General features: G+C 70.0%; 22 protein-coding genes. 14 read left to right on the top strand and 8 right to left on the bottom strand.

Features of this window, described 5'->3' with window-relative positions; all coding sequences use genetic code 11:
* The first annotated feature begins 85 nt into the window (after positions 1–85).
* From QSK21_RS11125 to QSK21_RS11180, 12 genes are all read left to right on the top strand, one after another.
* Positions 86–1249: an MraY family glycosyltransferase gene (locus QSK21_RS11125; protein WP_285695442.1), complete on the top strand. Its 1164-nt coding sequence runs from the start codon at positions 86–88 to the stop codon at positions 1247–1249.
* A gap of 211 nt (positions 1250–1460) precedes the next feature.
* Entirely contained in the window at positions 1461–1877 is a 417-nt protein-coding gene (locus QSK21_RS11130; protein WP_285695444.1) for a Cg1360 family ATP-synthase-associated protein, read from the top strand.
* Positions 1878–1955: 78 nt separating this feature from the next.
* Positions 1956–2189 (top strand): AtpZ/AtpI family protein, encoded by a 234-nt coding sequence (locus tag QSK21_RS11135; RefSeq protein WP_285695445.1) that lies wholly within the window; start codon positions 1956–1958, stop codon positions 2187–2189.
* 125 nt (positions 2190–2314) lie between these two features.
* Complete coding sequence (atpB, locus tag QSK21_RS11140) at positions 2315–3112, top strand: F0F1 ATP synthase subunit A (protein ID WP_285695446.1); 798 nt, start codon at positions 2315–2317, stop codon at positions 3110–3112.
* A gap of 71 nt (positions 3113–3183) precedes the next feature.
* Positions 3184–3408: an ATP synthase F0 subunit C gene (atpE, locus tag QSK21_RS11145; protein ID WP_285695447.1), complete on the top strand. Its 225-nt coding sequence runs from the start codon at positions 3184–3186 to the stop codon at positions 3406–3408.
* A gap of 37 nt (positions 3409–3445) precedes the next feature.
* Positions 3446–4024, top strand: coding sequence for a F0F1 ATP synthase subunit B (locus QSK21_RS11150; protein ID WP_285695448.1), 579 nt, complete (start codon positions 3446–3448; stop codon positions 4022–4024).
* Entirely contained in the window at positions 4021–4863 is an 843-nt protein-coding gene (locus QSK21_RS11155; protein WP_285695449.1) for a F0F1 ATP synthase subunit delta, read from the top strand. Before QSK21_RS11150 ends, QSK21_RS11155 begins: the two co-directional genes overlap by 4 nt.
* A 63-nt stretch (positions 4864–4926) precedes the next feature.
* Positions 4927–6573 (top strand): F0F1 ATP synthase subunit alpha, encoded by a 1647-nt coding sequence (gene atpA, locus QSK21_RS11160; protein WP_285695450.1) that lies wholly within the window; start codon positions 4927–4929, stop codon positions 6571–6573.
* Positions 6574–6578: 5 nt separating this feature from the next.
* The gene (locus QSK21_RS11165; protein ID WP_285695451.1) at positions 6579–7472 is read left to right on the top strand and encodes a F0F1 ATP synthase subunit gamma; all 894 of its coding nucleotides are present in this window, start codon (positions 6579–6581) and stop codon (positions 7470–7472) included.
* A gap of 2 nt (positions 7473–7474) precedes the next feature.
* Positions 7475–8905, top strand: coding sequence for a F0F1 ATP synthase subunit beta (gene atpD, locus QSK21_RS11170; RefSeq protein ID WP_285695452.1), 1431 nt, complete (start codon positions 7475–7477; stop codon positions 8903–8905).
* Positions 8906–8907: 2 nt separating this feature from the next.
* Positions 8908–9291: a F0F1 ATP synthase subunit epsilon gene (locus tag QSK21_RS11175; RefSeq protein WP_285695453.1), complete on the top strand. Its 384-nt coding sequence runs from the start codon at positions 8908–8910 to the stop codon at positions 9289–9291.
* A 231-nt stretch (positions 9292–9522) separates the two neighbouring features.
* On the top strand, positions 9523–9984 hold the full coding sequence (locus QSK21_RS11180; RefSeq protein WP_285695454.1) for a DUF2550 domain-containing protein: 462 nt from the start codon (positions 9523–9525) through the stop codon (positions 9982–9984).
* A 6-nt stretch (positions 9985–9990) separates the two neighbouring features.
* On the opposite strand, the gene QSK21_RS11185 is transcribed toward QSK21_RS11180, so the two are convergent.
* The 4 genes from QSK21_RS11185 to QSK21_RS11200 form a co-directional block, all read right to left on the bottom strand.
* Positions 9991–10839 (bottom strand): DUF4097 family beta strand repeat-containing protein, encoded by an 849-nt coding sequence (locus QSK21_RS11185; protein ID WP_285695455.1) that lies wholly within the window; start codon positions 10837–10839, stop codon positions 9991–9993.
* Between the two features lie 315 nt (positions 10840–11154).
* Positions 11155–11781 carry a cob(I)yrinic acid a,c-diamide adenosyltransferase gene (locus QSK21_RS11190; protein ID WP_285695457.1) on the bottom strand — a complete coding sequence of 209 codons (627 nt, stop codon included), beginning with the start codon at positions 11779–11781 and terminating at the stop codon, positions 11155–11157.
* Positions 11782–11834: 53 nt separating this feature from the next.
* A complete protein-coding gene (locus tag QSK21_RS11195) occupies positions 11835–13334 on the bottom strand; it encodes an aldehyde dehydrogenase family protein (RefSeq protein WP_285695458.1) in 1500 nt (499 codons plus the stop codon).
* 96 nt (positions 13335–13430) lie between these two features.
* Complete coding sequence (locus tag QSK21_RS11200) at positions 13431–14804, bottom strand: carotenoid oxygenase family protein (RefSeq protein ID WP_285695459.1); 1374 nt, start codon at positions 14802–14804, stop codon at positions 13431–13433.
* Between the two features lie 101 nt (positions 14805–14905).
* Between QSK21_RS11200 and QSK21_RS11205 the strand changes: the two genes are divergently transcribed.
* Positions 14906–15442, top strand: coding sequence for a PadR family transcriptional regulator (locus tag QSK21_RS11205; protein ID WP_285695460.1), 537 nt, complete (start codon positions 14906–14908; stop codon positions 15440–15442).
* A gap of 11 nt (positions 15443–15453) precedes the next feature.
* On the opposite strand, the gene QSK21_RS11210 is transcribed toward QSK21_RS11205, so the two are convergent.
* Genes QSK21_RS11210 through nucS form a run of 4 tightly spaced genes read right to left on the bottom strand, consistent with a single transcriptional unit; the run spans position 15454 to position 18088 of the window.
* A complete protein-coding gene (locus QSK21_RS11210) occupies positions 15454–16269 on the bottom strand; it encodes a site-2 protease family protein (protein ID WP_285695461.1) in 816 nt (271 codons plus the stop codon).
* A 54-nt stretch (positions 16270–16323) separates the two neighbouring features.
* Positions 16324–16929, bottom strand: coding sequence for a TetR/AcrR family transcriptional regulator (locus tag QSK21_RS11215; protein ID WP_285695463.1), 606 nt, complete (start codon positions 16927–16929; stop codon positions 16324–16326).
* Positions 16930–16970: 41 nt separating this feature from the next.
* Positions 16971–17381, bottom strand: a complete 411-nt coding sequence (locus QSK21_RS11220) for a DUF3224 domain-containing protein (protein WP_285695466.1) — start codon at positions 17379–17381, stop codon at positions 16971–16973.
* A 26-nt stretch (positions 17382–17407) separates the two neighbouring features.
* Complete coding sequence (nucS, locus tag QSK21_RS11225; RefSeq protein WP_285695467.1) at positions 17408–18088, bottom strand: endonuclease NucS; 681 nt, start codon at positions 18086–18088, stop codon at positions 17408–17410.
* Between the two features lie 209 nt (positions 18089–18297).
* Between nucS and QSK21_RS11230 the strand changes: the two genes are divergently transcribed.
* On the top strand, positions 18298–18498 hold the full coding sequence (locus QSK21_RS11230) for a hypothetical protein (protein WP_285695468.1): 201 nt from the start codon (positions 18298–18300) through the stop codon (positions 18496–18498).
* Positions 18499–18614: the final 116 nt, after the last annotated feature.

The raw sequence follows: 18614 nt of genomic DNA on the forward strand, positions 1-18614 counted from the left end.
TTCCAGTGCGTTCCGGTTGCGTTCCGGCCTGAAGCCCGTGACCGACGTGAGGCCGATGTGAGAACGACGTGAGGAGGCGTGCGGCGTGCGGGAGTACCTGCTGGCCATCCTGATCGCCGCCCTCGTCACCTACCTGCTGACCCCGGCCGTCCGCCGGTTCGCGGTGTGGTTCGGCGCCCAGGCCCCGGTCCGCGACCGCGACGTGCACGTGATCCCGACCCCCAGGCTCGGCGGCCTGGCGATGTTCGGCGGGATGGTGGCCGCGCTGGTGGTCGCCACGGGTCTGCCGGAGATGCGCAAGGTCCTGTCGGACGGCGACTCCAGCGTGGGCCGGGCGCTGCTGCTGTCGGGCGGGCTGATCGTGCTGGTCGGGATCTTCGACGACCGGTGGGGCGTGGACGCCCTGACCAAGTTCGCCGGGCAGGTCGCCGCCGCCGGGATCTTCATCATGCAGGGGATCCAGCTGTTCTACATCCCGCTGCCCACCGGAGAGCCGCTGGTGCTGCCTCCGGAGTACGGGGTGCCGCTGACCGTCTTCGTCGTGGTCGCCACCATCAACGCGGTGAACTTCATCGACGGCCTGGACGGGCTGGCCGCGGGCGTCGTCGGGATCGCGGCGATGGCCCTGTTCTCCTACGCCTACCTGCTGTCGTACACCAACAAGTTCACGACGCTCACCGGCGCCACCCTGACCGCCGCCGTGCTGGCGGGGATCTGCGTGGGTTTCCTGCCGCACAACTTCAACCCGGCCAGGGTCTTCATGGGCGACACCGGCTCGATGCTGATCGGGCTGATGCTCAGCGCCTCGACGATCACGCTGACCGGGCAGTTCGACCCGGCCATCCTGGGCACCTACAAGCTGTTCCCCTTCTACGTGCCGCTGCTGCTCGTCCCGGCCGTGGCGGCGGTGCCGTTCGTGGACATGCTGCTGGCGGTGTGGCGCCGCACCAACCAGGGCCGCTCCCCGTTCGCGCCGGACAAGCAGCACCTGCACCACCGGCTGCTGGAGCTGGGCCACTCGGTCCGCCGGGCCGTGCTGATCATGTACTTCTGGGTGGGTCTGCTGGCCTCCAGCCTGGTCGGCCTGTCGTTCACCAACTCGGTGGCGCTGGTGGCCTCGGTGACCGGGACGGTGGCGGTGGCGGGGGCGGCCGCGATGATCGCGGTGCCGCGGATGGCGGCGCGCCGCGAGCAGGCCAGGGCCGCCGCGGGGGCCGCCGAGCCGGCCCGCTCCGGGCAGCCGGTCTGAGCAGGGACGCGTCATCCTTTCGGCGGTGCCGCGCGGGCCGATGCCACCGGCTCTTTCTCCGTCCCGATAGCGTGGGCTACAGTCCGTGGTGTTCATGCACCTCGCGCATCCGCGAACCCCTACTTAGGGGGTAATTGCGGACGTTCTGGACGCTTGTGATACCTTTCACGAGCAAGGGACGAACACGAAACGTGACCAGCCGGAGCCATTCATGCACTCTTCCGACGCCCGGATCCTCCGCGGCGCCGCGATCCCGTCCGGTGTGGCCGGACTCGCCGCCGTGGCGGCGGGCCTGGCGCTGGCGGGGTCCGAGGGAGCGCTGGGCGCGGCGATCGGCGCGGTCATCGTGATGGCCTTCTTCTCGATCAGCGTGCTCGCGGTCAGCTACGCGTCCAAGATCTCCGCGCAGTTGATGTTCGTGGCCGCGGTCGTCAGCTATATCACCAAGATCTTCGGAATGTTCGCGCTGGTGGTCGCCCTCGAAGGGGTCACCACCTGGAACTCCAGAGCCTTCGCCTGGTCGGTGATCGCGCTGACCCTGGTCTGGATCGGCGCGGAGATCCGCGCCACCGCCAAGGCCAAGACGCTCTACGTCGATCCGGAACCGAGCGCCGGGCAGGGCCCATGACGGTCTTCCCAGCCAAGGCGCGGACCGACTACTCCGATATGACCATCTGGGGGGTGGCCTGCTATGGTCCGTCCTGCGATGAGCGAGGAGGGGCACCCGCCCGATCCGGAGTCCGACAGCGACTTCGAGCAGCGGAGCTTCGCCAACGCCGCCTGGTCCATCCCCAGTTACCTCCTGAGCGGGATGGCCGTCTACGGCGGTCTCGGCTGGCTGCTGGACAAGTGGTGGGGCACCTCGGCGATGCTCCCCATCGGGATCCTGGTGGGCCTCGGTCTCGCGCTCTACCTGGTCTACTACCGCTACGGCCGCTGACCGCCACCCGGCAGCGGCCCCGGCGGCGGTAGGACGGGCCACCGCCGTCCAGGACTGAAGCCGCGGCCTCCGGGCACGCACCTGACGACCGACGTACGCACGTTCATTGACGAAGGGACTGCCGCGTGAGTGCGCGACACCTCCTCGCCGCCCAGGGCGAAGAGTTCCACGCCCCTGGCACCGAGATCTTCGAATGGGGCCCCCTCTGGGACGGCGCCCCCTCCTGGGTCAGCAAGCCGACCCTCATCGTCACGCTGTCGGTCATCATCGTGGTCGGCTTCTTCTGGGCGGCCTCCCGCAAGCCCCAGATGGTGCCGCGCGGCGTGCAGAACGTCGGCGAGATCGGCTACCTGTTCGTCCGGGACCAGATCGCCCGCCCGATGATCGGCAAGGACGGCGACAAGTGGGTGCCGTTCCTGGTCTCCACGTTCTTCTTCGTGCTCATCATGAACTGGATGGGCGTCGTCCCGGTCATGCAGCTCCCCGGCCCCTCGCACATCGCCTTCGCGGTCGTGCTAGCGATCTTCGTCTACCTGCTGATGTGGGGGCTGAGCATCAAGAACCAGGGCCTGATCGGGTGGTTCAAGAACATGATGTTCCCACCCGGCCTGCCCAAGGGGCTGTATCTCCTGTACTCGCCGATCGAGCTGATGTCGGTGCTCGTTCTGCGCCCGTTCACCCACTCGATCCGGTTGTTCGCCAACATGTTCGCCGGGCACCTGCTGATCGCGTTCTTCGCCTCGGTCGCCTGGTGGTTCCTGGCCGAGAAGGTGACCCTGATGGGCGCACCGATCGGCCTGGTCGGATTCCTGGTGACCATCATCATGACCGGCTTCGAGATCTTCATCCAGGCGCTCCAGGCGTACATCTTCGCGCTGCTGGCCGCCTCCTACATCGGCGGCGCGCTGCACCCCGACCACTGACCACAGACCCGATCACCCACAGGAAAGCTCCGGTGGGCAGCCCCCACCGCCGAACACAGAAGGAAAGAGAAATGGGCACTCTCGCTGAAGTCACCGGCGACCTCGGTTCCGTCGCGTACGGTCTGGCCGCCATCGGCCCCGGCATCGGCGTGGGCATCATCTTCGGGCAGGGCGTGCAGGCCATCGCCCGTCAGCCGGAGCTCACCAACGTCATCCGCACCAACATGCTGCTGGGCTTCGCGCTGACCGAGGCGCTGGCCCTCATCGGCTTCGTCGTGCCGTTCGTGCACAGCTGACCCTCCTGCAGACGCCGACAGGAAGGCGGAAACCCTCATGGTGAAGCTGCTGACCGCCGCGGTGGTGGTGGCTCAGGAGGAGGGCGGCCACGGCAGCAACCCCGTCCTCCCGGACGTGGCCGAGCTGGTGTTCGGCACGATCGCGTTCGTGATCGTGCTGGTCGCCGTCGGCTGGAAGTTCGCACCCCAGATCCAGAAGACGCTCGCCGAGCGGACCGAGGCGATCGAGGGCGGGCTCAAGCGCGCCGAGGCGGCCCAGGCGGAGGCCCAGGCCGAGCTCGAGAAGTACAAGGCCATGGTGGCCGACGCGCGGCACGAGGCGTCCCGCCTGCGGGAGGAGGCCCGCGAGCAGGGCGCGCAGATCATCGCCGAGATGCGCGAGCAGGCCCAGGCCGAGGCCCGCAGGATCACCGAGTCCGCGCAGGCCCAGATCGAGGCCGAGCGGCAGGCCGCGCTGGCCTCGCTGCGCAGCGAGATCGGGGCGCTGTCGATCGAGCTGGCCGGCCGCGTCGTGGGCGAGTCCCTTGAGGACAGCGCACGGCAGAGCCGCGTGGTCGACCGGTTCCTCGACGAGCTGGAGGAGCGCGCCCGCACCCAGGAGCAGGTCACGTCATGACCATCACGGGAGCGGTGAGCAGGGCGTCGCTGGCGGAGGCCAGGGAACGGCTGGAGGCGCTGATCGGTTCGGCCAGGGGGGCGGCCCCCCGGAACGGGACCGATCTGGCGGTGCTCGGCGGTGACCTGTTCGCGGTGCTCAACCTGATCGACCGCGAGCACGGGCTGCGGCGGGCGGTGTCGGACCCGTCGCGGGACGGCGCGGACAAGGCGCAGCTCGTCCAGATCCTGCTGGAAGGCAAGATCTCGCAGGCCGCTCTCGAGCTGGTCGCCGACGTGGTGCGGCTGCGCTGGTCCACGCCCTCGGAGCTGTCGGACGGAGTGGAGGCCCTCGCGGTCACCGCCGAGGCCGCCCGCGCCGAGGCCGACGGCGCGCTCGACGACCTGGAGGACGAGCTGTTCCGGTTCTCCCGGGTCCTGGAGCGCGAGCCGCGGCTGCGCGCCGCCCTCACCTCGCCCGGCCTGCCCGCGGACCGCAAGCAGGGCCTGCTGGAGGCCCTGCTGACCGGCAAGGCCGGGCCCGCCACCATCACGCTGATCACCGAGCTGGTGCTGCGTCCGCGGGGACGTAGCCTGGAAGGCGGGCTCGCCGAGTACGGCAGGCTCGTCGCCCAGCGCAGGCGGCGCCTGGTGGCGCTGGTGCGGACGCCGAGGGAACTGAGCGAGACCCAGCGCCGCCGGCTGTCGGCGGTGCTGGCGGCGGCCTACGGCCACGACGTACACCTGAACATCGAGCTCGACCCCACGACGATCGGCGGGCTGTCCATCCAGATCGGGGACGAGGTCATCGACGGCACCATCGCCGGGCGGCTGGACGACGTCCGACGGCGGCTCGCTTAGCCGCCGGGCAGCAGACCCAGTCGGCACGGCGGAGCTGACCCCAAAGGGAGCAAGAGAGGAATCATGGCGGAGCTGACGATCCGTCCGGACGAGATCCGGGACGCGCTGGAGCGCTTCGTCCAGTCGTACGAGCCCGAGGCAGCCGCGCGCGAAGAGGTCGGCACGGTCGTCGATTCCGGCGACGGTATCGCCCACGTCGAGGGCCTGCCCTCGACGATGGCCAACGAGCTGCTCGAGTTCGAGGACGGGACCCGCGGACTGGCACTGAACCTGGACGTGCGCGAGATCGGCGCGGTCGTCCTGGGTGACTTCAGCAAGATCGAGGAGGGCCAGAAGGTCCGCCGCACGGGCGAGGTGCTCTCGGTCCCGGTCGGCGACGCCTACCTGGGCCGCGTCGTGGACGCGCTGGGCAGCCCGATCGACGGGAAGGGCCCGGTCGAGGCGACCGAGCGGCGCGCGCTGGAGCTCCAGGCCCCCTCGGTCGTGCAGCGGCAGTCGGTGAAGGAGCCGCTGCAGACCGGCATCAAGGTGATCGACGCGATCACGCCGATCGGCCGGGGCCAGCGGCAGCTGATCATCGGTGACCGGCAGACCGGCAAGACCACGGTCTGCGTGGACACCATCCTGAACCAGAAGGCCAACTGGGAGTCCGGCGACGAGAGCAAGCAGGTCCGCTGCATCTACGTCGCGATCGGGCAGAAGGGCTCCACGATCGCCAACGTGCGCCGCACCCTGGAGGACGCGGGCGCGATGGAGTACACCACGATCGTGGCCGCCCCCGCGTCCGAGCCGGCCGGGTACAAGTACATCGCCCCCTACACCGGGTCCGCGATCGGCCAGCACTGGATGTACCAGGGCAAGCACGTCCTGATCGTGTTCGACGACCTGTCGAAGCAGGCCGAGGCGTACCGCGCGGTGTCGCTGCTGCTGCGCCGCCCGCCGGGCCGCGAAGCCTACCCCGGTGACGTGTTCTACCTGCACTCGCGGCTGCTGGAGCGGTGCGCGAAGCTGTCGGACGACATGGGCGGCGGCTCGCTGACCGGGCTTCCGATCATCGAGACCAAGGGCAACGACGTCTCGGCCTACATCCCGACCAACGTCATCTCCATCACCGACGGCCAGTGCTTCCTGGAGACCGACCTGTTCAACCAGGGCGTGCGGCCGGCCATCAACCCCGGCATCTCGGTCTCCCGGGTCGGCGGCGACGCGCAGATCAGGGCGATGCGCAAGGTCGCCGGCACGCTGCGGCTGGCGCTGTCGCAGTACCGCGACCTGGAGGCGTTCGCCGCGTTCGCCTCCGACCTGGACGCGGCCTCCCGCGCCCAGCTCGACCGCGGCGCGCGGCTGGTGGAGCTGCTCAAGCAGCCGCAGGGCAACCCGTTCCCGGCCGAGAAGCAGGTCGTGTCGGTGTGGGCGGGGACCGCCGGCGAGCTCGACGAGGTCCCGGTGGAGGACATCCGCCGCTTCGAGAGCGAGTTCCTCGACTACATGGAGCGCAACGAGAGCGGCCTGCTCGCCTCCATCCGGGAGACCGGTCAGCTCGACGACGACGGCCTGACCACGCTCAAGAACGCCGTCACGGAGTTCAAGAAGGGCTTCGAGACCAGCGACGGCCGGCTGCTCGGCCAGGACGAGCCGGCCGAGGCGGAGGGTGGCGAGCAGCAGGCGGAGAGCGGCCAGGAGACCATCACCCGCGTCAAGAAGGACTGACCGCGATGGCTCAGATTCGTCAACTGCGGCAGCGGATCAGGTCGGTCAGCTCGACCGCCAAGATCACCCGTGCCCAGGAGATGATCGCGACCTCGCGGATCGTCAAGGCCCAGCAGGCGGTGACGGCGTCCAAGCCGTACTCCGACCAGATCACCCGGGCGCTGACGGCGCTGGTGAGCCATCATGTGGGCATCGACCACCCGCTGCTGAGCGAGCAGCCGGAGTCGCGGCGCTCCGCAGTGCTGATCATCAGCAGCGACGAGGGGTTCGCCGGCGCCTACAACGCCAACCTGATCCGCGAGGCGGAGGCGGTCATCGCCTCGCTTCGCGGGCAGGGCCGCGAGCCGGTGCCGTACGTGGTGGGCACCAAGGGCATCACCTGGTACCGGTTCCGCGACCGGGAGCTGGCCGCCGAGTGGCGCGGGTTCAGCAGCCGCCCCTCCTTCGCCGACGCCGAGGACATCGGCCGGAGGCTGGTGGACGACTTCGTCACGACCGACGAGGAGGGCGGGGTCGGTGAGATCCTCGTGGTCTACACCGAGTTCGTCTCGATGCTGACCCAGCAGGTCCAGGTGCGGCGGCTGCTGCCACTGGAGATCGAGGAGGAGGAGCGGGACCAGGTCCCGCCGTCCTACGAGTTCGAGCCGACTCCGCAGGCGGCGCTCGACCTGCTGCTGCCGAACTACGTCGAGAGCCGCATCTTCCACATGCTGCTCCAGGCGGCCGCCGCCTTCCACGCGGCCAAGCGCCGCGCGATGAAGTCGGCGACCGACAATGCCAACGAGCTGATCGAGGTCTACACGCGCGAGATGAACCAGGCGCGGCAGGCGGCGATCACCCAGGAAATCAGCGAGATCGTCGGTGGCGCTGACGCGCTGGCCGACTCCGGCGGGGAGTGAGAATGACCGCACAGGCAGAGGAGGCGACCGCGACGGGACGCGTCGCCCGGGTCATCGGCCCGGTCGTCGACGTGGAGTTCCCCGCCGACGCCATCCCGGACATCTACAACGCGTTGCACGTCGACGTCACGCTGGGCGGCGAGGCCCGGACGCTGACCCTTGAGGTCGCCCAGCACCTGGGCGACAACATGGTCCGCGCCATCTCCATGCAGCCCACCGACGGCATGGTCCGCGGGGCGCCGGTGACCGACACCGGCACCTCGATCGCGGTCCCCGTCGGCGACGTGACCAAGGGCCACGTGTGGAACGCGCTGGGCGAGTCCCTGGACGTGCCCACCGCGTCCCTGGAGATCACCGAGCGCAACCCGATCCACGCCAAGGCCCCCGCGTTCGACGCGCTCGAGTCCAAGACCGAGATCCTGGAGACCGGGATCAAGGTCATCGACCTGCTCACCCCGTACGTGGCGGGCGGGAAGATCGGTCTGTTCGGCGGCGCGGGCGTGGGCAAGACCGTGCTGATCCAGGAGATGATCACGCGTGTCGCGCGGAACTTCGGCGGCACCTCGGTGTTCGCCGGGGTCGGCGAGCGCACCCGTGAGGGCAACGACCTGTGGGTCGAGATGCGCGAGGCGAACGTCCTCAAGGACACCGCGCTGGTGTTCGGCCAGATGGACGAGCCGCCCGGCACCCGGCTGCGGGTGGCGCTGTCGGCGCTGACGATGGCCGAGTACTTCCGGGACGTCCAGAAGCAGGACGTGCTGCTGTTCATCGACAACATCTTCCGGTTCACCCAGGCGGGCTCGGAGGTGTCCACGCTGCTCGGCCGGATGCCGTCGGCGGTGGGCTACCAGCCGACGCTGGCCGACGAGATGGGCGTGCTGCAGGAGCGGATCACCTCGACGCGCGGTCACTCGATCACCTCGATGCAGGCGATCTACGTGCCCGCCGACGACATCACCGACCCGGCGCCGCACACCACGTTCGCGCACCTGGACGCCACCACGGTGCTCTCCCGGTCGATCACCGAGAAGGGCATCTACCCGGCGGTGGACCCGCTGGACTCCACGTCCCGGATCATGGACCCGGTGGTCCTCGGGCAGGAGCACTACGAGGTGGCGCAGGAGGTGAAGCGGATCCTGCAGAAGTACAAGGAGCTGCAGGACATCATCGCCATCCTCGGCATCGACGAGCTCTCCGAAGAGGACAAGGTCACCGTCCAGCGGGCGCGGCGGATCGAGCGGTTCCTGTCGCACCCGATGTACGTGGCCGAGCAGTTCACCGGCCAGGAGGGTGTCACGGTGCCGCTGGAGGAGACCATCGCCTCGTTCAAGGGCATCGCGGAGGGCAAGTACGACCACCTGCCCGAGCAGGCGTTCTTCATGTGCGGCGGGATCGAGGACGCCGAGCGCAAGGCCAAGGAACTGGAGAGGTAGCCGTGGCGACGCTGAGGGTCGGGCTGGTCTCGCCGGAGCGCGAGATCTGGTCCGGCGAGGCCAGGATGGTGGTCGCGCAGACCATCGAGGGGCAGCTCGGCATCCTGCCGGGCCACGCCCCGGTGCTGGGCGTGCTGCTGGACGGCAGCGTGGTGAAGATCGAGCCGGCCGACGGCGGCCCGACGGTGTCCGCCATGGTCGGCAGCGGGTTCTTCTCCGTCGCCGACGACGAGGTGTCGGTGCTGGCCGAGCAGGCCGAGCTGGGCGCCGAGGTCGACGTGGCCGCGGCCCGGCAGGCGTTGCAGGACGCGCTGGCGGCGGGTGATGACCCCGCGTCCGAGCGCCGGGCCAGGGCGCGGCTGCGCGCCGCGGGCGGCGAGGAGTAACCGGCCCGACGCGCTTCGATCGGGCCACGGCCCCGTCCCGCCATGTGCGGGACGGGGCCGTGGGCGTTTCGCCGGCCTTTAACCCGCGGGCGCCATGCTGGGGGCGAGCCGGCTGCTGAGACCAAGGCCACGGGCCTGAGGCCGGGGCACTGTGCATGCCCGGTCCGCCCGGGCTGTAGGCTCCAGCCAAGCTCACGGCAGCGCTGTTGGACACGGAGTAGGCGGGGGGACTTGAGCGACCACCTGGCAACGGATGCGGGCTGGGGGCTCGCCGCTGTCATCCTGCTGGCGGGTCTGGCGTTCGTCCTGATGTCGGTGCGTCGCTGGCTTTTCGTACGCGGCGGCGGTGCCGTGGAGTGCAGCCTGCGGGTCCTGACCGACAACGGCGTACCGGGCCCGTGGCGGCTGGGCATCGGCCGTTACCGGGGGGACGTGCTGCACTGGCACCGCGCTTTCGGATTCCGCAGAAGGCCCTGGCAGGTGATCCACCGCCGGGGCCTTGTCGTCTCCAACCGGCGCCGTCCCGAGGGCGAGGAGGCCGAGGGGCTGCTGCCGGAGGCGGGCATCATCGAGGTCAGGGACGGTTCCGTCCGGGTGGAGCTGGCGATGAGCTCCGCCGCGTTGACCGGGTTCCTGGCCTGGCTCGAGGCGGCCCCGCCGGGTTTCCCCGTCGACCTGCACCCGCCGGAGTGAGCCGGGTCAGGCCGCGCCGGCGGCGTCGATGGAGATCATCCCGGATTCGGTGCGGACCTTGACGTGGTGCGGCGAGCGGTTGTTCCTGTGCAGGGCCGAGTCGATGGACTGGTGGCCGGACTCGCTGGTGAGGTCGATGTTGTAGCCGAGGTCGGCCTGCGGCAGGACGACCTTCACCATGCCCGAGTCCACCTGCACGTCGACGTTGTCGGGAACGGCGGTCAGGGCGAGCGAGACCATGCCGGACTCGCTGCGCGTGGTGACCTTCTTGGCGTTCAGGCCGGACGCCTTGATCCTCCCGCTGTCGGCCCGCAGCGTCACCGTGTCGGCGTGCCCGTCCAGCTCGATCCGTCCCGACTCGGCGGTCGCGGTGAGCGTCTTGGTGCGGATCCCCTTGGCCTTGATCGAGCCGGAGTCGCTGGTGAGCGAGAGGGAGTCGCCGGTCAGCCCGCTGACCTCGACCGAGCCCGAGTCCGCGGTCAGCCTGACCGCGGTCTTGCGGGGGACCTCGACCCGGAAGTCCGCCCCGCACGCGGTGTAGCCGATCCCGCCGGGCTTGCAGTCGCTGTCGAGGGTCAGCGTGCCGTTCCGCACGGTGCGCCGGGTCTTCGGCTTGTTCTTCTTGTTGGTCCAGTTCAGCCGTTCCACCACGCGGATGCCGGACCGGTCGGTACCGACGACCTCCAGCCGGCCGGAGTCCCCGCCGATCGCGAGCGTGGGGAAGGAGCCGGGGATGTCGTACGACTTCGTCTCGTGACGGATCCCGGCGTTGAAGTCAACGCTGCACCCCGCCACTGCCGTCGCCGCGAGCGCCACCGCCGCGGCCGTCACTGCCAAGCCCCTCTGGGTCTTCACGTCGTCTCCTGCGATCGGCCGTCCCCGTACGCTTCCAGCTTCACAGGTGGAGAAGGCGCCGGACAGGTGGAGGGCCAGCGTCCACAGGGTGGGGTTAACCCCACTTGTTTATTGCAAGCGAGAGCTGCGCTGTGTTTATTGGCGGTGCCTGCGGCGTCGGGCGCTGGGCGCCCTCCTTCTCCGGCACCGCGTGCGATCGCTGCATCGCTCCGACTCGCCTAGGGGCTCGCTTCGCGATCAGATTCTTGCTTCGCTCGAATCTGCCTTCGGACGCGATCGCGACGGTTGGGCGAGCGTTCGGGGCTGGGCTGGTGGTTAGCGTTCGCCGCCGGGCTTCCAGAGGATGTCGCCGTGCCCGGCGTTGGCGGCTCGGCACAGGATGAACAGCAGGTCGGAGAGCCGGTTGAGGTAGCGGACGGTGAGGGGGTTGATCCCGCCCTCCACGGCGTCCTCGGCGCCGATGGGGGCGGCCCCGTGCGCCTCGATCGCCGCCCAGGCCGACCGTTCCGCGCGCCGCGTCACCGTACGGGCGACGTGCAGGAGCGCCGCTCCTGGAGTCCCACCGGGGAGGATGAAGCTGCGCAGCGGGGGGAGCCCTTCGTTGTGGGCGTCGCAGTCGGCCTCCAGGCGCTCGATGTACGAAGCGTCGACGCGCAGCACCGAGTACTTGGGGTTGGGCACCACGGGCGTGGACAGGTCGGCGCCGACGTCGAACAGCTCGTTCTGGACGCGGGTCAGCAGCCTGGTCACCGGTTCGGGCAGGGAGCCCATCGCGATCGCGGCGCCGATCGCGGCGTTGGCCTCCTCGGTGTCCGCGTAGGCCGCCAGCCGGGGATCGGTCTTGGCGGTACGGGACATGTCGCCCAGAGCGGTCGTCCCGTCGTCCCCGGTACGGGTGTAGATGCGCGACAGCACGACCGGGGTCTCCCTGTTCTTCGCCATGCCCGTCACCCTAGTCCGGGACCGGCCCGGCCGGCTCCGGGGGTGGGCGGCGGTCAGCGCTTGGGGCGCCTGGCGTGCAGCAGGTTGACCATCTGCATGACGCGGGCCATGTCCTTGTCGGTACGGCCGAACGAGGTGAGGTTGATCGGCAGGGTGAACCGGGTGCGGGTGATGGCCTTGGGGCGCGTGAACTCGCGCAGGCCGTCGGCGCCGTGGATGCGTCCGAAGCCCGACTCGCCGACGCCGCCGAACGGCAGGGCCGCGACCGTGGCGTAGGCGGCGAAGGCGTTGATGGAGGTCATGCCGGAGCGCATCCGGCGGGCCAGGTCCATGGCGCGCGCCTTGTTCTTCGAGAAGATCGTGCCGGCCAGGCCGTAGCCGGTGCGGTTGGCCTTCTCCAGGGCCTCCTCCAGGTCCTTGACCTTGTGGACGGTGATGGTGGGCCCGAAGGTCTCCTCGCACACGGCGGCGGAGTCGTCCGGGACGCCGGTCAGCACCACCGGCTCGACATAGGGCTTGCGCACGGACTCGGGGCCGCCGACCACCGCCGTGCCGCCCTTGTCGAGGGCGTCCCTGATGTGGCGTTCGATGATGTCGAGCTGGCCGGGCATGGTGATCGGGCCGTACGCGCTGTCGCCGTCGAAGCCGGGACGCAGGGCGCGGGCCTTCTCGGTGAGGGCCGACAGGAACGCGTCGTACGCCGTGTCCACCACGTAGATCCGCTCGACGCCGATGCAGGTCTGCCCGGCGTTGGACATCGCGCCCCACAGCGCCGCGTCGGCGGCGGCGTCCAGGTCGGCGTCGGCGTCGACGATGCAGGCGTCCTTGCCGCCGCACTCGGCGACGAGCGGGGTCAGGTTCTCCGCGCAGGCCGCCATCACCTTCCTGGCGGTACGGGCGGAGCCGGTGAAGGCGATCTTGTCGACGTCCGGGGAGGACGCCAGCGCGGCGCCGGTCTCGCCGAGCCCGGTGACGACCTGGAGCACGGGCTGCTCGGGGACGACCTCGGCGACCAGCTCGGCGATGCGAACCCCGACGCCCGGGGTGTACTCGGACGGCTTGAACACCACGGCGTTCCCGGCGGCCAGCGCGTAGGCGATCGAGCCCATCGGGGTGAAGATCGGGTAGTTCCACGGGCCGATCACGCCGACCACGCCGAGCGGCTGGTACTCCAGGACGGCCTTCTGATTGATCGAGGCCACGCCGGGGAACACGCTGCGGGGACCGAGGACCTTGCGCGCGTTGCGGGCGGCCCAGTCGAGATGGGTGATCGCCATGACCGTCTCGAGCTGGGCGTCCTGCACCGGCTTGCCGGTCTCCTGGTGGATGAGCTCGGCCATCCCGTTCAGGTCGCGGGCCAGCGCGCTCTTGACGCCGAGCAGCCGCAGCCGCCGTTCCTTCCAGCCGAGGGCGCGCCACCAGCCCGCAGCCGCCCGCGCCCGCCGCAGGGCCTGCGCCACCGCGGCGGGATCGTGGACGGGGTGTTCGGCGACGACCTCTCCGGTGGCCGGGTTGAGGGATGTGAACGTGGGGCTCTCGGTGGCCACGGACATGGGTACCCTCCCGGTCGAGCTCGGTAAGCGCCTGCTTGCGCGATAACCGTACCGACAAGTAGAGCACGTTATTGGACCGGAAGGCGAATAATCGGGCTAGGCGCCGGGCGTGTCCGCCGGGTCGGGGATCCAGCTTCCGTGGAAGCCCGCCGGGACCCGGCGCGGCAGCCGCACCGAGGCGGTGCGGGACAGGTCCGACGCGTCCAGGACGAGCAGTTCCGACCCGGTTCCCGCCACGTCCGACACGATCGACAGCAGCCAGCCCTCGTCCTCGTTCCGAGCCCCCGAGGCCGGAACGAAGGCGGCCTCGCCGGGGATGAGGCCGGGGCCGGGCGTGTGCGCCGTCGCGGAACCGGTGCGCACGTCGTACTTCACGATCGAGTCACGGGACGCCGCGTAGAGGTAGCGGTGCTCCAGCCCGGTGCGGGCCTCGTCATGGGTGGGGAACTCCACGCCCCGGTCGTCCAGCGGCTCCTCGACGCACTTGCCGGTCGCGGGGTCGAGCGTCCAGCGGTGCATGCGGGCGTCACCGGTCACCGCGGCGGCCGTCACCGCCTCGGCCATGCGCACCCCGCCGATGGTCGACCAGAGCCTGGCGAAGTCGCGGGGGCTGTAGCGGGCGGCGTCGAGCACCACGCGGCCCTCCGCGTCCTCGTGCGCGTTGCCCACGTGGAAGATGAAGCACGGGTCGATGTCGAACCAGGTGACGGCCGTGCCGGCGGACGGGTCGCGCGGCATCACGCCCAGCCGGTAGCCGTAGCCGTCGTCCCAGCTGTAGGGTATCCGGCCCTGGAGGGCCAGCCCGACGTCGAACACCATCGGCAGGTCCAGCCACACCACATGGTTCTCGGTGATCGCGAAGTCGTGCATCATCGTCGAGCGCGGCACCTCCACCTCGCGGCTCTCCACCAGCTCGCCGTCCGCCGACAGCCGGTGGTAGGTGAGGTGGGGCGGGAGGGAGCCGTAGCCGAAGAACAGCAGGTCGCCGGTGCGCGGATCCTCCTTCGGGTGGGCGGTCATCGCGGTGGTCAGCCGCCCGCCGAAGTCGCGGGGGCCCACGGTGTCCAGCTCGGGCGTCAGCTCGTAGGGGAACCCGATCTCCACCAGCGCGTAGATCCTGCCGCTGTGCGGGACGACGTGCGTGTTGGCCGAGACCGCGGTGCGGTCGAAGGTCAGGTCGGGCCGGACGAACACGGCGTCGTCGGTCAGCTTGGCGGTGCGGACCCAGCGGTTGCGGTACCACTCGGCGCGGCCGTTCCTGAGCCGGATGCCGTGGACCATGCCGTGTCCCGAGAACCAGTGATCGGTCACCTCGCCCGGGGCCGGATTCGGCCCGTTGCGGAAGTAGCGTCCCGTCAGTTCGTCCGGAAGGGTGCCGGTGACCGGTAGGTCCACGGCGTCGATCTCGTCCGGGACGGGGGCCAGCGGACCCTCCAGCCATGCGCGGCGGGCGCCGGTCTGCTCACTCATGGTGGGCTCCTCAGTGTGGAAGGAGGATATTCCACTATCGACAGGTCGAAAGTAAACCTTCCAAAAGTGATATGTCAAGATCGATAGATAGGATTCTGCGCATGAGCCTTCGACACGCCGTACTGGGCCTGATCGTCCAGGTGCCCGGCTGCAGCGGGTACGACCTGCTCAAGATCTTCGAGATCTCGCTCGCGCACGTCTGGCAGGCCACCCAGAGCCAGATCTACGGAGAACTGGGCAAGCTCGCCGCCGACGGGCTCATCGAGGTCGCCTCGGAAGGCCCCCGGGGCCGCAAGGAGTACGCCCCCACCGAGGCCGGCCGCGACGAGCTGCGCCGCTGGCTCACCGGCACGCCACCCCGCCGCGTCACCCGGGACGAGGCCCTGCTCCGCGTCTTCTTCCTAGGCTCGATCCCGCACGACCAGGCACGCGAGTACCTGCGCAGAGAGGCCGACGACGCCGCCGCGGGGTACGACGAGCTGGTCGACCTGGAGCACCGCCTGAACTGGACACAGGACACCATGGCCGAATTCGGCCGCATCGCCCTGGAGTTCGGCCAGCGCTACATGGCCACGCGCCGCGACTGGGCCCGATGGGCCCTCACGCAACTGGAGGCCCGCTCCCGCGAGACCACCTGACGGCGGGCGGGTCAGTCCACCCAGAAGCGGAACAGGTCGAGACCCAGCTCGATGGGATTGATCGGCCAGTCCTCCGCGAACGGGAACTCGTTCAGCCCGAGCGCCCCGGAGATCCCCAGCGTGACATCGAAGAAGGCCCGGTTCACCGGCTCGATCAGCCAGAGCGCGACCAACAGCAGCAGGAAGAGGTAACCGCCGTACTGGTTGGCCTTGATCACCCAGGTGCGCGGCAGGTACGGCTCCCAGATCCCGAAGCCGTCCAGTCCCGGGATCGGCAGCAGGTTGAGGACCGTGGCGGTCACCTGGAGGAAGGCCAGGAACGCCACGCCTGCCCAGAACACCCCGTGCTCACGATCGGCGAAGTTGGCGAACAGCACCCCCAGCACGACCGCGAACAGCGCGTTGGCCAGGGGACCCGCCGCCGACACCAGGCTGTGCCTGATCCGCCCGGGGATCGAACCACGGTCGATCCACACCGCGCCGCCCGGCAGGCCGATGCCGCCGAGCAGGATGAACAGCACCGGAAGCCCGAAGCTCAGGATCGGGTCGGCGTACCTCGCCGGGTTCAGCGTGAGGTACCCGCGGGTCGCGACGGTGTGATCGCCCGAACGGAACGCGAAGTAGGCATGACCGAACTCATGCAGGCACAGCGACACCATCCAGGCGCCCAGCACGAACGCGAACAACGCGACACGCGCCGGCCGGTCCGGGATGTCGCCGTACCGCCACGCGATCAGCCCGGCGAGCACCGTGAGGACCGCGATCCCCAAGAACACCGGACTCGGCTGGATCGAGGAACGCCCCCGCATGTGGTGTACCGTGCCCATCCGCGTTCCTCTTCCCATCCGTGTCATCGCTCGTGGCGCCGTGCCGTTTGCGCCTCATAGCGCTGTGTTGTTCGTGGGGGGTGCTGCTATCACCGGTACCACATAGGTGTGCAGGAAATGTCGGAGTTCGGCGGGGTCCCGGTCGCGGTCCATGACGATCAGTGATGTGATCATGCGGAACAGGAACTCCACCGTCCCCTCCACGTCGATCTCCGCTCGCAGGACGCCGCGGCGCTGTGCGGCGTCGAAATGCGGGCGGACGTACTCGCGGCAGGTCGCCAGGACGCGCTCGGCGGACTGCGCCACCGCCGCCTGCATGTGCCCGGCCGCCTCCGGCACCAGGAACGCCGCTATCGCGGGACGCTCCCGGACGTAGGCGACCGCGTCCAGCGTGCCCTCCACGACCGCGTCCCGGACGGAGCGTTGCGCGCGCAGCCGCTCGGCGAGCCGGTCGAGAAAGCGGCGCAGGTCGCGCAGCACCACCGCGAGGATCAGCTCGTCCCGGCCGCCGGTGACGCTCCGGTACACCGTCGCCCGCGACAGGCGCGCCTCCGCCGCGATGTCCTCCACCGTGGTCTTGGCCACGCCGAAACGGGCGAAGCACACCTCGGCCGCGTCGATGATCCGCTCGCGGGTGGTGTCGGTCGTCGCCGGGGGCATACCCGCAGATTATCGATTCGCGCCGGTCGTTCGGCACGCCGTCAGCCGAGGGTGTAGTCGAGACTCCAGGAGTGCGTGCCGTCCGCGCCGACGACGATCCGTCCCTCGCCGCGGATGCCGGTCAGCTCGCCGGTGCCCGAGCCCGAGACGATCAGCCAGCGCAGCCACTGCGTCTCGGGGGTTCCGTCGTCGCTGCCCCCGCTGTGCTGGAGCACGAACGTGCCCTCGCGCCCGTGCAGGATGCCTTGGACGGTCTCGATGCCCACGTACGCGAGCGGCCCGCCCTCCACGCTCTCGACCGTGATCAGCTCGGTGACGCTGGTGCCCACCAGGTCGCCGTGGAAGGTCTTGCCCACCCGGACCCGGGTCTGCTTGGTGCCGATGTCCTCGTGGAACGGCTTCTCGGCGTCCCACGAGTCGAGGTCGAAGGTCCCGGTCGCATGACTCGTCATGCCGCTATCATGCCGCACTCGCCGTCTCAGAAGAGAGTGCCCTCATGTTCGATGCCTCGCAGGGCGTCGTAGTCGAGGGTGACGCAGCCGATGCCGCGGTCGGTGGCGAGGACGCGCGCCTGGGGGCGGATCTCCTGCGCGGCGAAGATGCCGCGTACGGGGGCCAGGCGGGGGTCGCGGTTGAGCAGTTCCAGGTAGCGGGTGAGCTGCTCGACGCCGTCGATCTCGCCACGGCGCTTGATCTCGACGGCGACCGTGGTCTGGTCGGCGTCCCGGCACAGGATGTCCACCGGGCCGATGGCGGTGGGGTACTCGCGGCGGATCAACGTGTAGCCCTCGCCCAGCGTGGTGATGTGCTCGGCCAGCAGTTCCTGGAGGTGCGCCTCCACGCCGTCCTTGACCAGGCCCGGGTCCACGCCCAGGTCGTGGCTGGAGTCGTGGACGATCTCGTTGATGGTGAGGATCAGCCGCTCGCCCGACTTGGCGTGCGTGACCGTCCAGCGGGCGATGGCACCGTCCTCGTCCAGGGGCTCCTCGCGCAGCTTGCAGGGCGGGTTCATCCAGTTGAGCGGCTTGTAGGCGCGGTCGTCCGCATGGATGCTGACGCTGCCGTCCGCCTTGATCAGGACGAGCCTCAGCGCCATGGGGAGGTGGGCGGTCAGCTTGCCGGCGTAGTCCACGCTGCAACGGGCGATTACGAGACGCACGAGGCCCCACCTTAGTGACGGCCGCGCGCGCTTGCGTCGCGCTCCGCGGATGAGGCGTAGGACACGGCCTAAGGCGTCCTAGACGGAAGGGGCTCGTCTAAGGCGTTCCGGGCGCCCTAGATAAGGCTTAGTCCCGATGTGGGGGTGGCCGCCTTAGGACGAACCTTGAAGATGTCGGGCCAGAGGGGCCCGGGATCCGAGGAGGGGCCATGTTCCACAACGACATCCTGGCGTCGATGATGCGGGAGCGTGCCCGCGACCTGCGAGCCAGCGCGCAGAGCGCGCGGGACGGCCGCGTCTCCCGCCGGGCCCGGAGGTTCTGGGCCGAGGAGGCCGCGCGGCAGGTCCCGGCGCGCCGCCCGTACCGGCGTTCCCACACGCACGGCGCGGCCGGCGCCACGGGCCGGTGAGGCCGCGGCACAGGCCGTCGAGGCCGCCGAGAGGGCCGGACGCGGACCCCCAGGGGACCGTGTCCGGCCTTTCCGTCTGACGGGCCTCTGGAATTCTCTCGGACGGCTGGTTAGCG

It is taken from the genome of Actinomadura sp. NBRC 104412 (assembly GCF_030269515.1).
In the GTDB taxonomy this organism is placed as follows: domain Bacteria; phylum Actinomycetota; class Actinomycetes; order Streptosporangiales; family Streptosporangiaceae; genus Spirillospora.

Bases quoted from the DNA above. Each gene is read 5' to 3' on its own strand.
- QSK21_RS11130 (WP_285695444.1), top strand. From the start codon at position 1,461: ATGCACTCTTCCGACGCCCGGATCCTCCGCGGCGCCGCGATCCCGTCC.
- QSK21_RS11135 (WP_285695445.1), top strand. From the start codon at position 1,956: ATGAGCGAGGAGGGGCACCCGCCCGATCCGGAGTCCGACAGCGACTTC.
- atpE (WP_285695447.1), top strand. From the start codon at position 3,184: ATGGGCACTCTCGCTGAAGTCACCGGCGACCTCGGTTCCGTCGCGTAC.
- QSK21_RS11150 (WP_285695448.1), top strand. From the start codon at position 3,446: ATGGTGAAGCTGCTGACCGCCGCGGTGGTGGTGGCTCAGGAGGAGGGC.
- QSK21_RS11155 (WP_285695449.1), top strand. From the start codon at position 4,021: ATGACCATCACGGGAGCGGTGAGCAGGGCGTCGCTGGCGGAGGCCAGG.
- atpA (WP_285695450.1), top strand. From the start codon at position 4,927: ATGGCGGAGCTGACGATCCGTCCGGACGAGATCCGGGACGCGCTGGAG.
- QSK21_RS11165 (WP_285695451.1), top strand. From the start codon at position 6,579: ATGGCTCAGATTCGTCAACTGCGGCAGCGGATCAGGTCGGTCAGCTCG.
- atpD (WP_285695452.1), top strand. From the start codon at position 7,475: ATGACCGCACAGGCAGAGGAGGCGACCGCGACGGGACGCGTCGCCCGG.
- QSK21_RS11190 (WP_285695457.1), bottom strand. From the start codon at position 11,781: ATGGCGAAGAACAGGGAGACCCCGGTCGTGCTGTCGCGCATCTACACC.
- QSK21_RS11195 (WP_285695458.1), bottom strand. From the start codon at position 13,334: ATGTCCGTGGCCACCGAGAGCCCCACGTTCACATCCCTCAACCCGGCC.
- QSK21_RS11200 (WP_285695459.1), bottom strand. From the start codon at position 14,804: ATGAGTGAGCAGACCGGCGCCCGCCGCGCATGGCTGGAGGGTCCGCTG.
- QSK21_RS11205 (WP_285695460.1), top strand. From the start codon at position 14,906: ATGAGCCTTCGACACGCCGTACTGGGCCTGATCGTCCAGGTGCCCGGC.
- QSK21_RS11210 (WP_285695461.1), bottom strand. From the start codon at position 16,269: ATGGGCACGGTACACCACATGCGGGGGCGTTCCTCGATCCAGCCGAGT.
- QSK21_RS11215 (WP_285695463.1), bottom strand. From the start codon at position 16,929: ATGCCCCCGGCGACGACCGACACCACCCGCGAGCGGATCATCGACGCG.
- QSK21_RS11220 (WP_285695466.1), bottom strand. From the start codon at position 17,381: ATGACGAGTCATGCGACCGGGACCTTCGACCTCGACTCGTGGGACGCC.
- QSK21_RS11230 (WP_285695468.1), top strand. From the start codon at position 18,298: ATGTTCCACAACGACATCCTGGCGTCGATGATGCGGGAGCGTGCCCGC.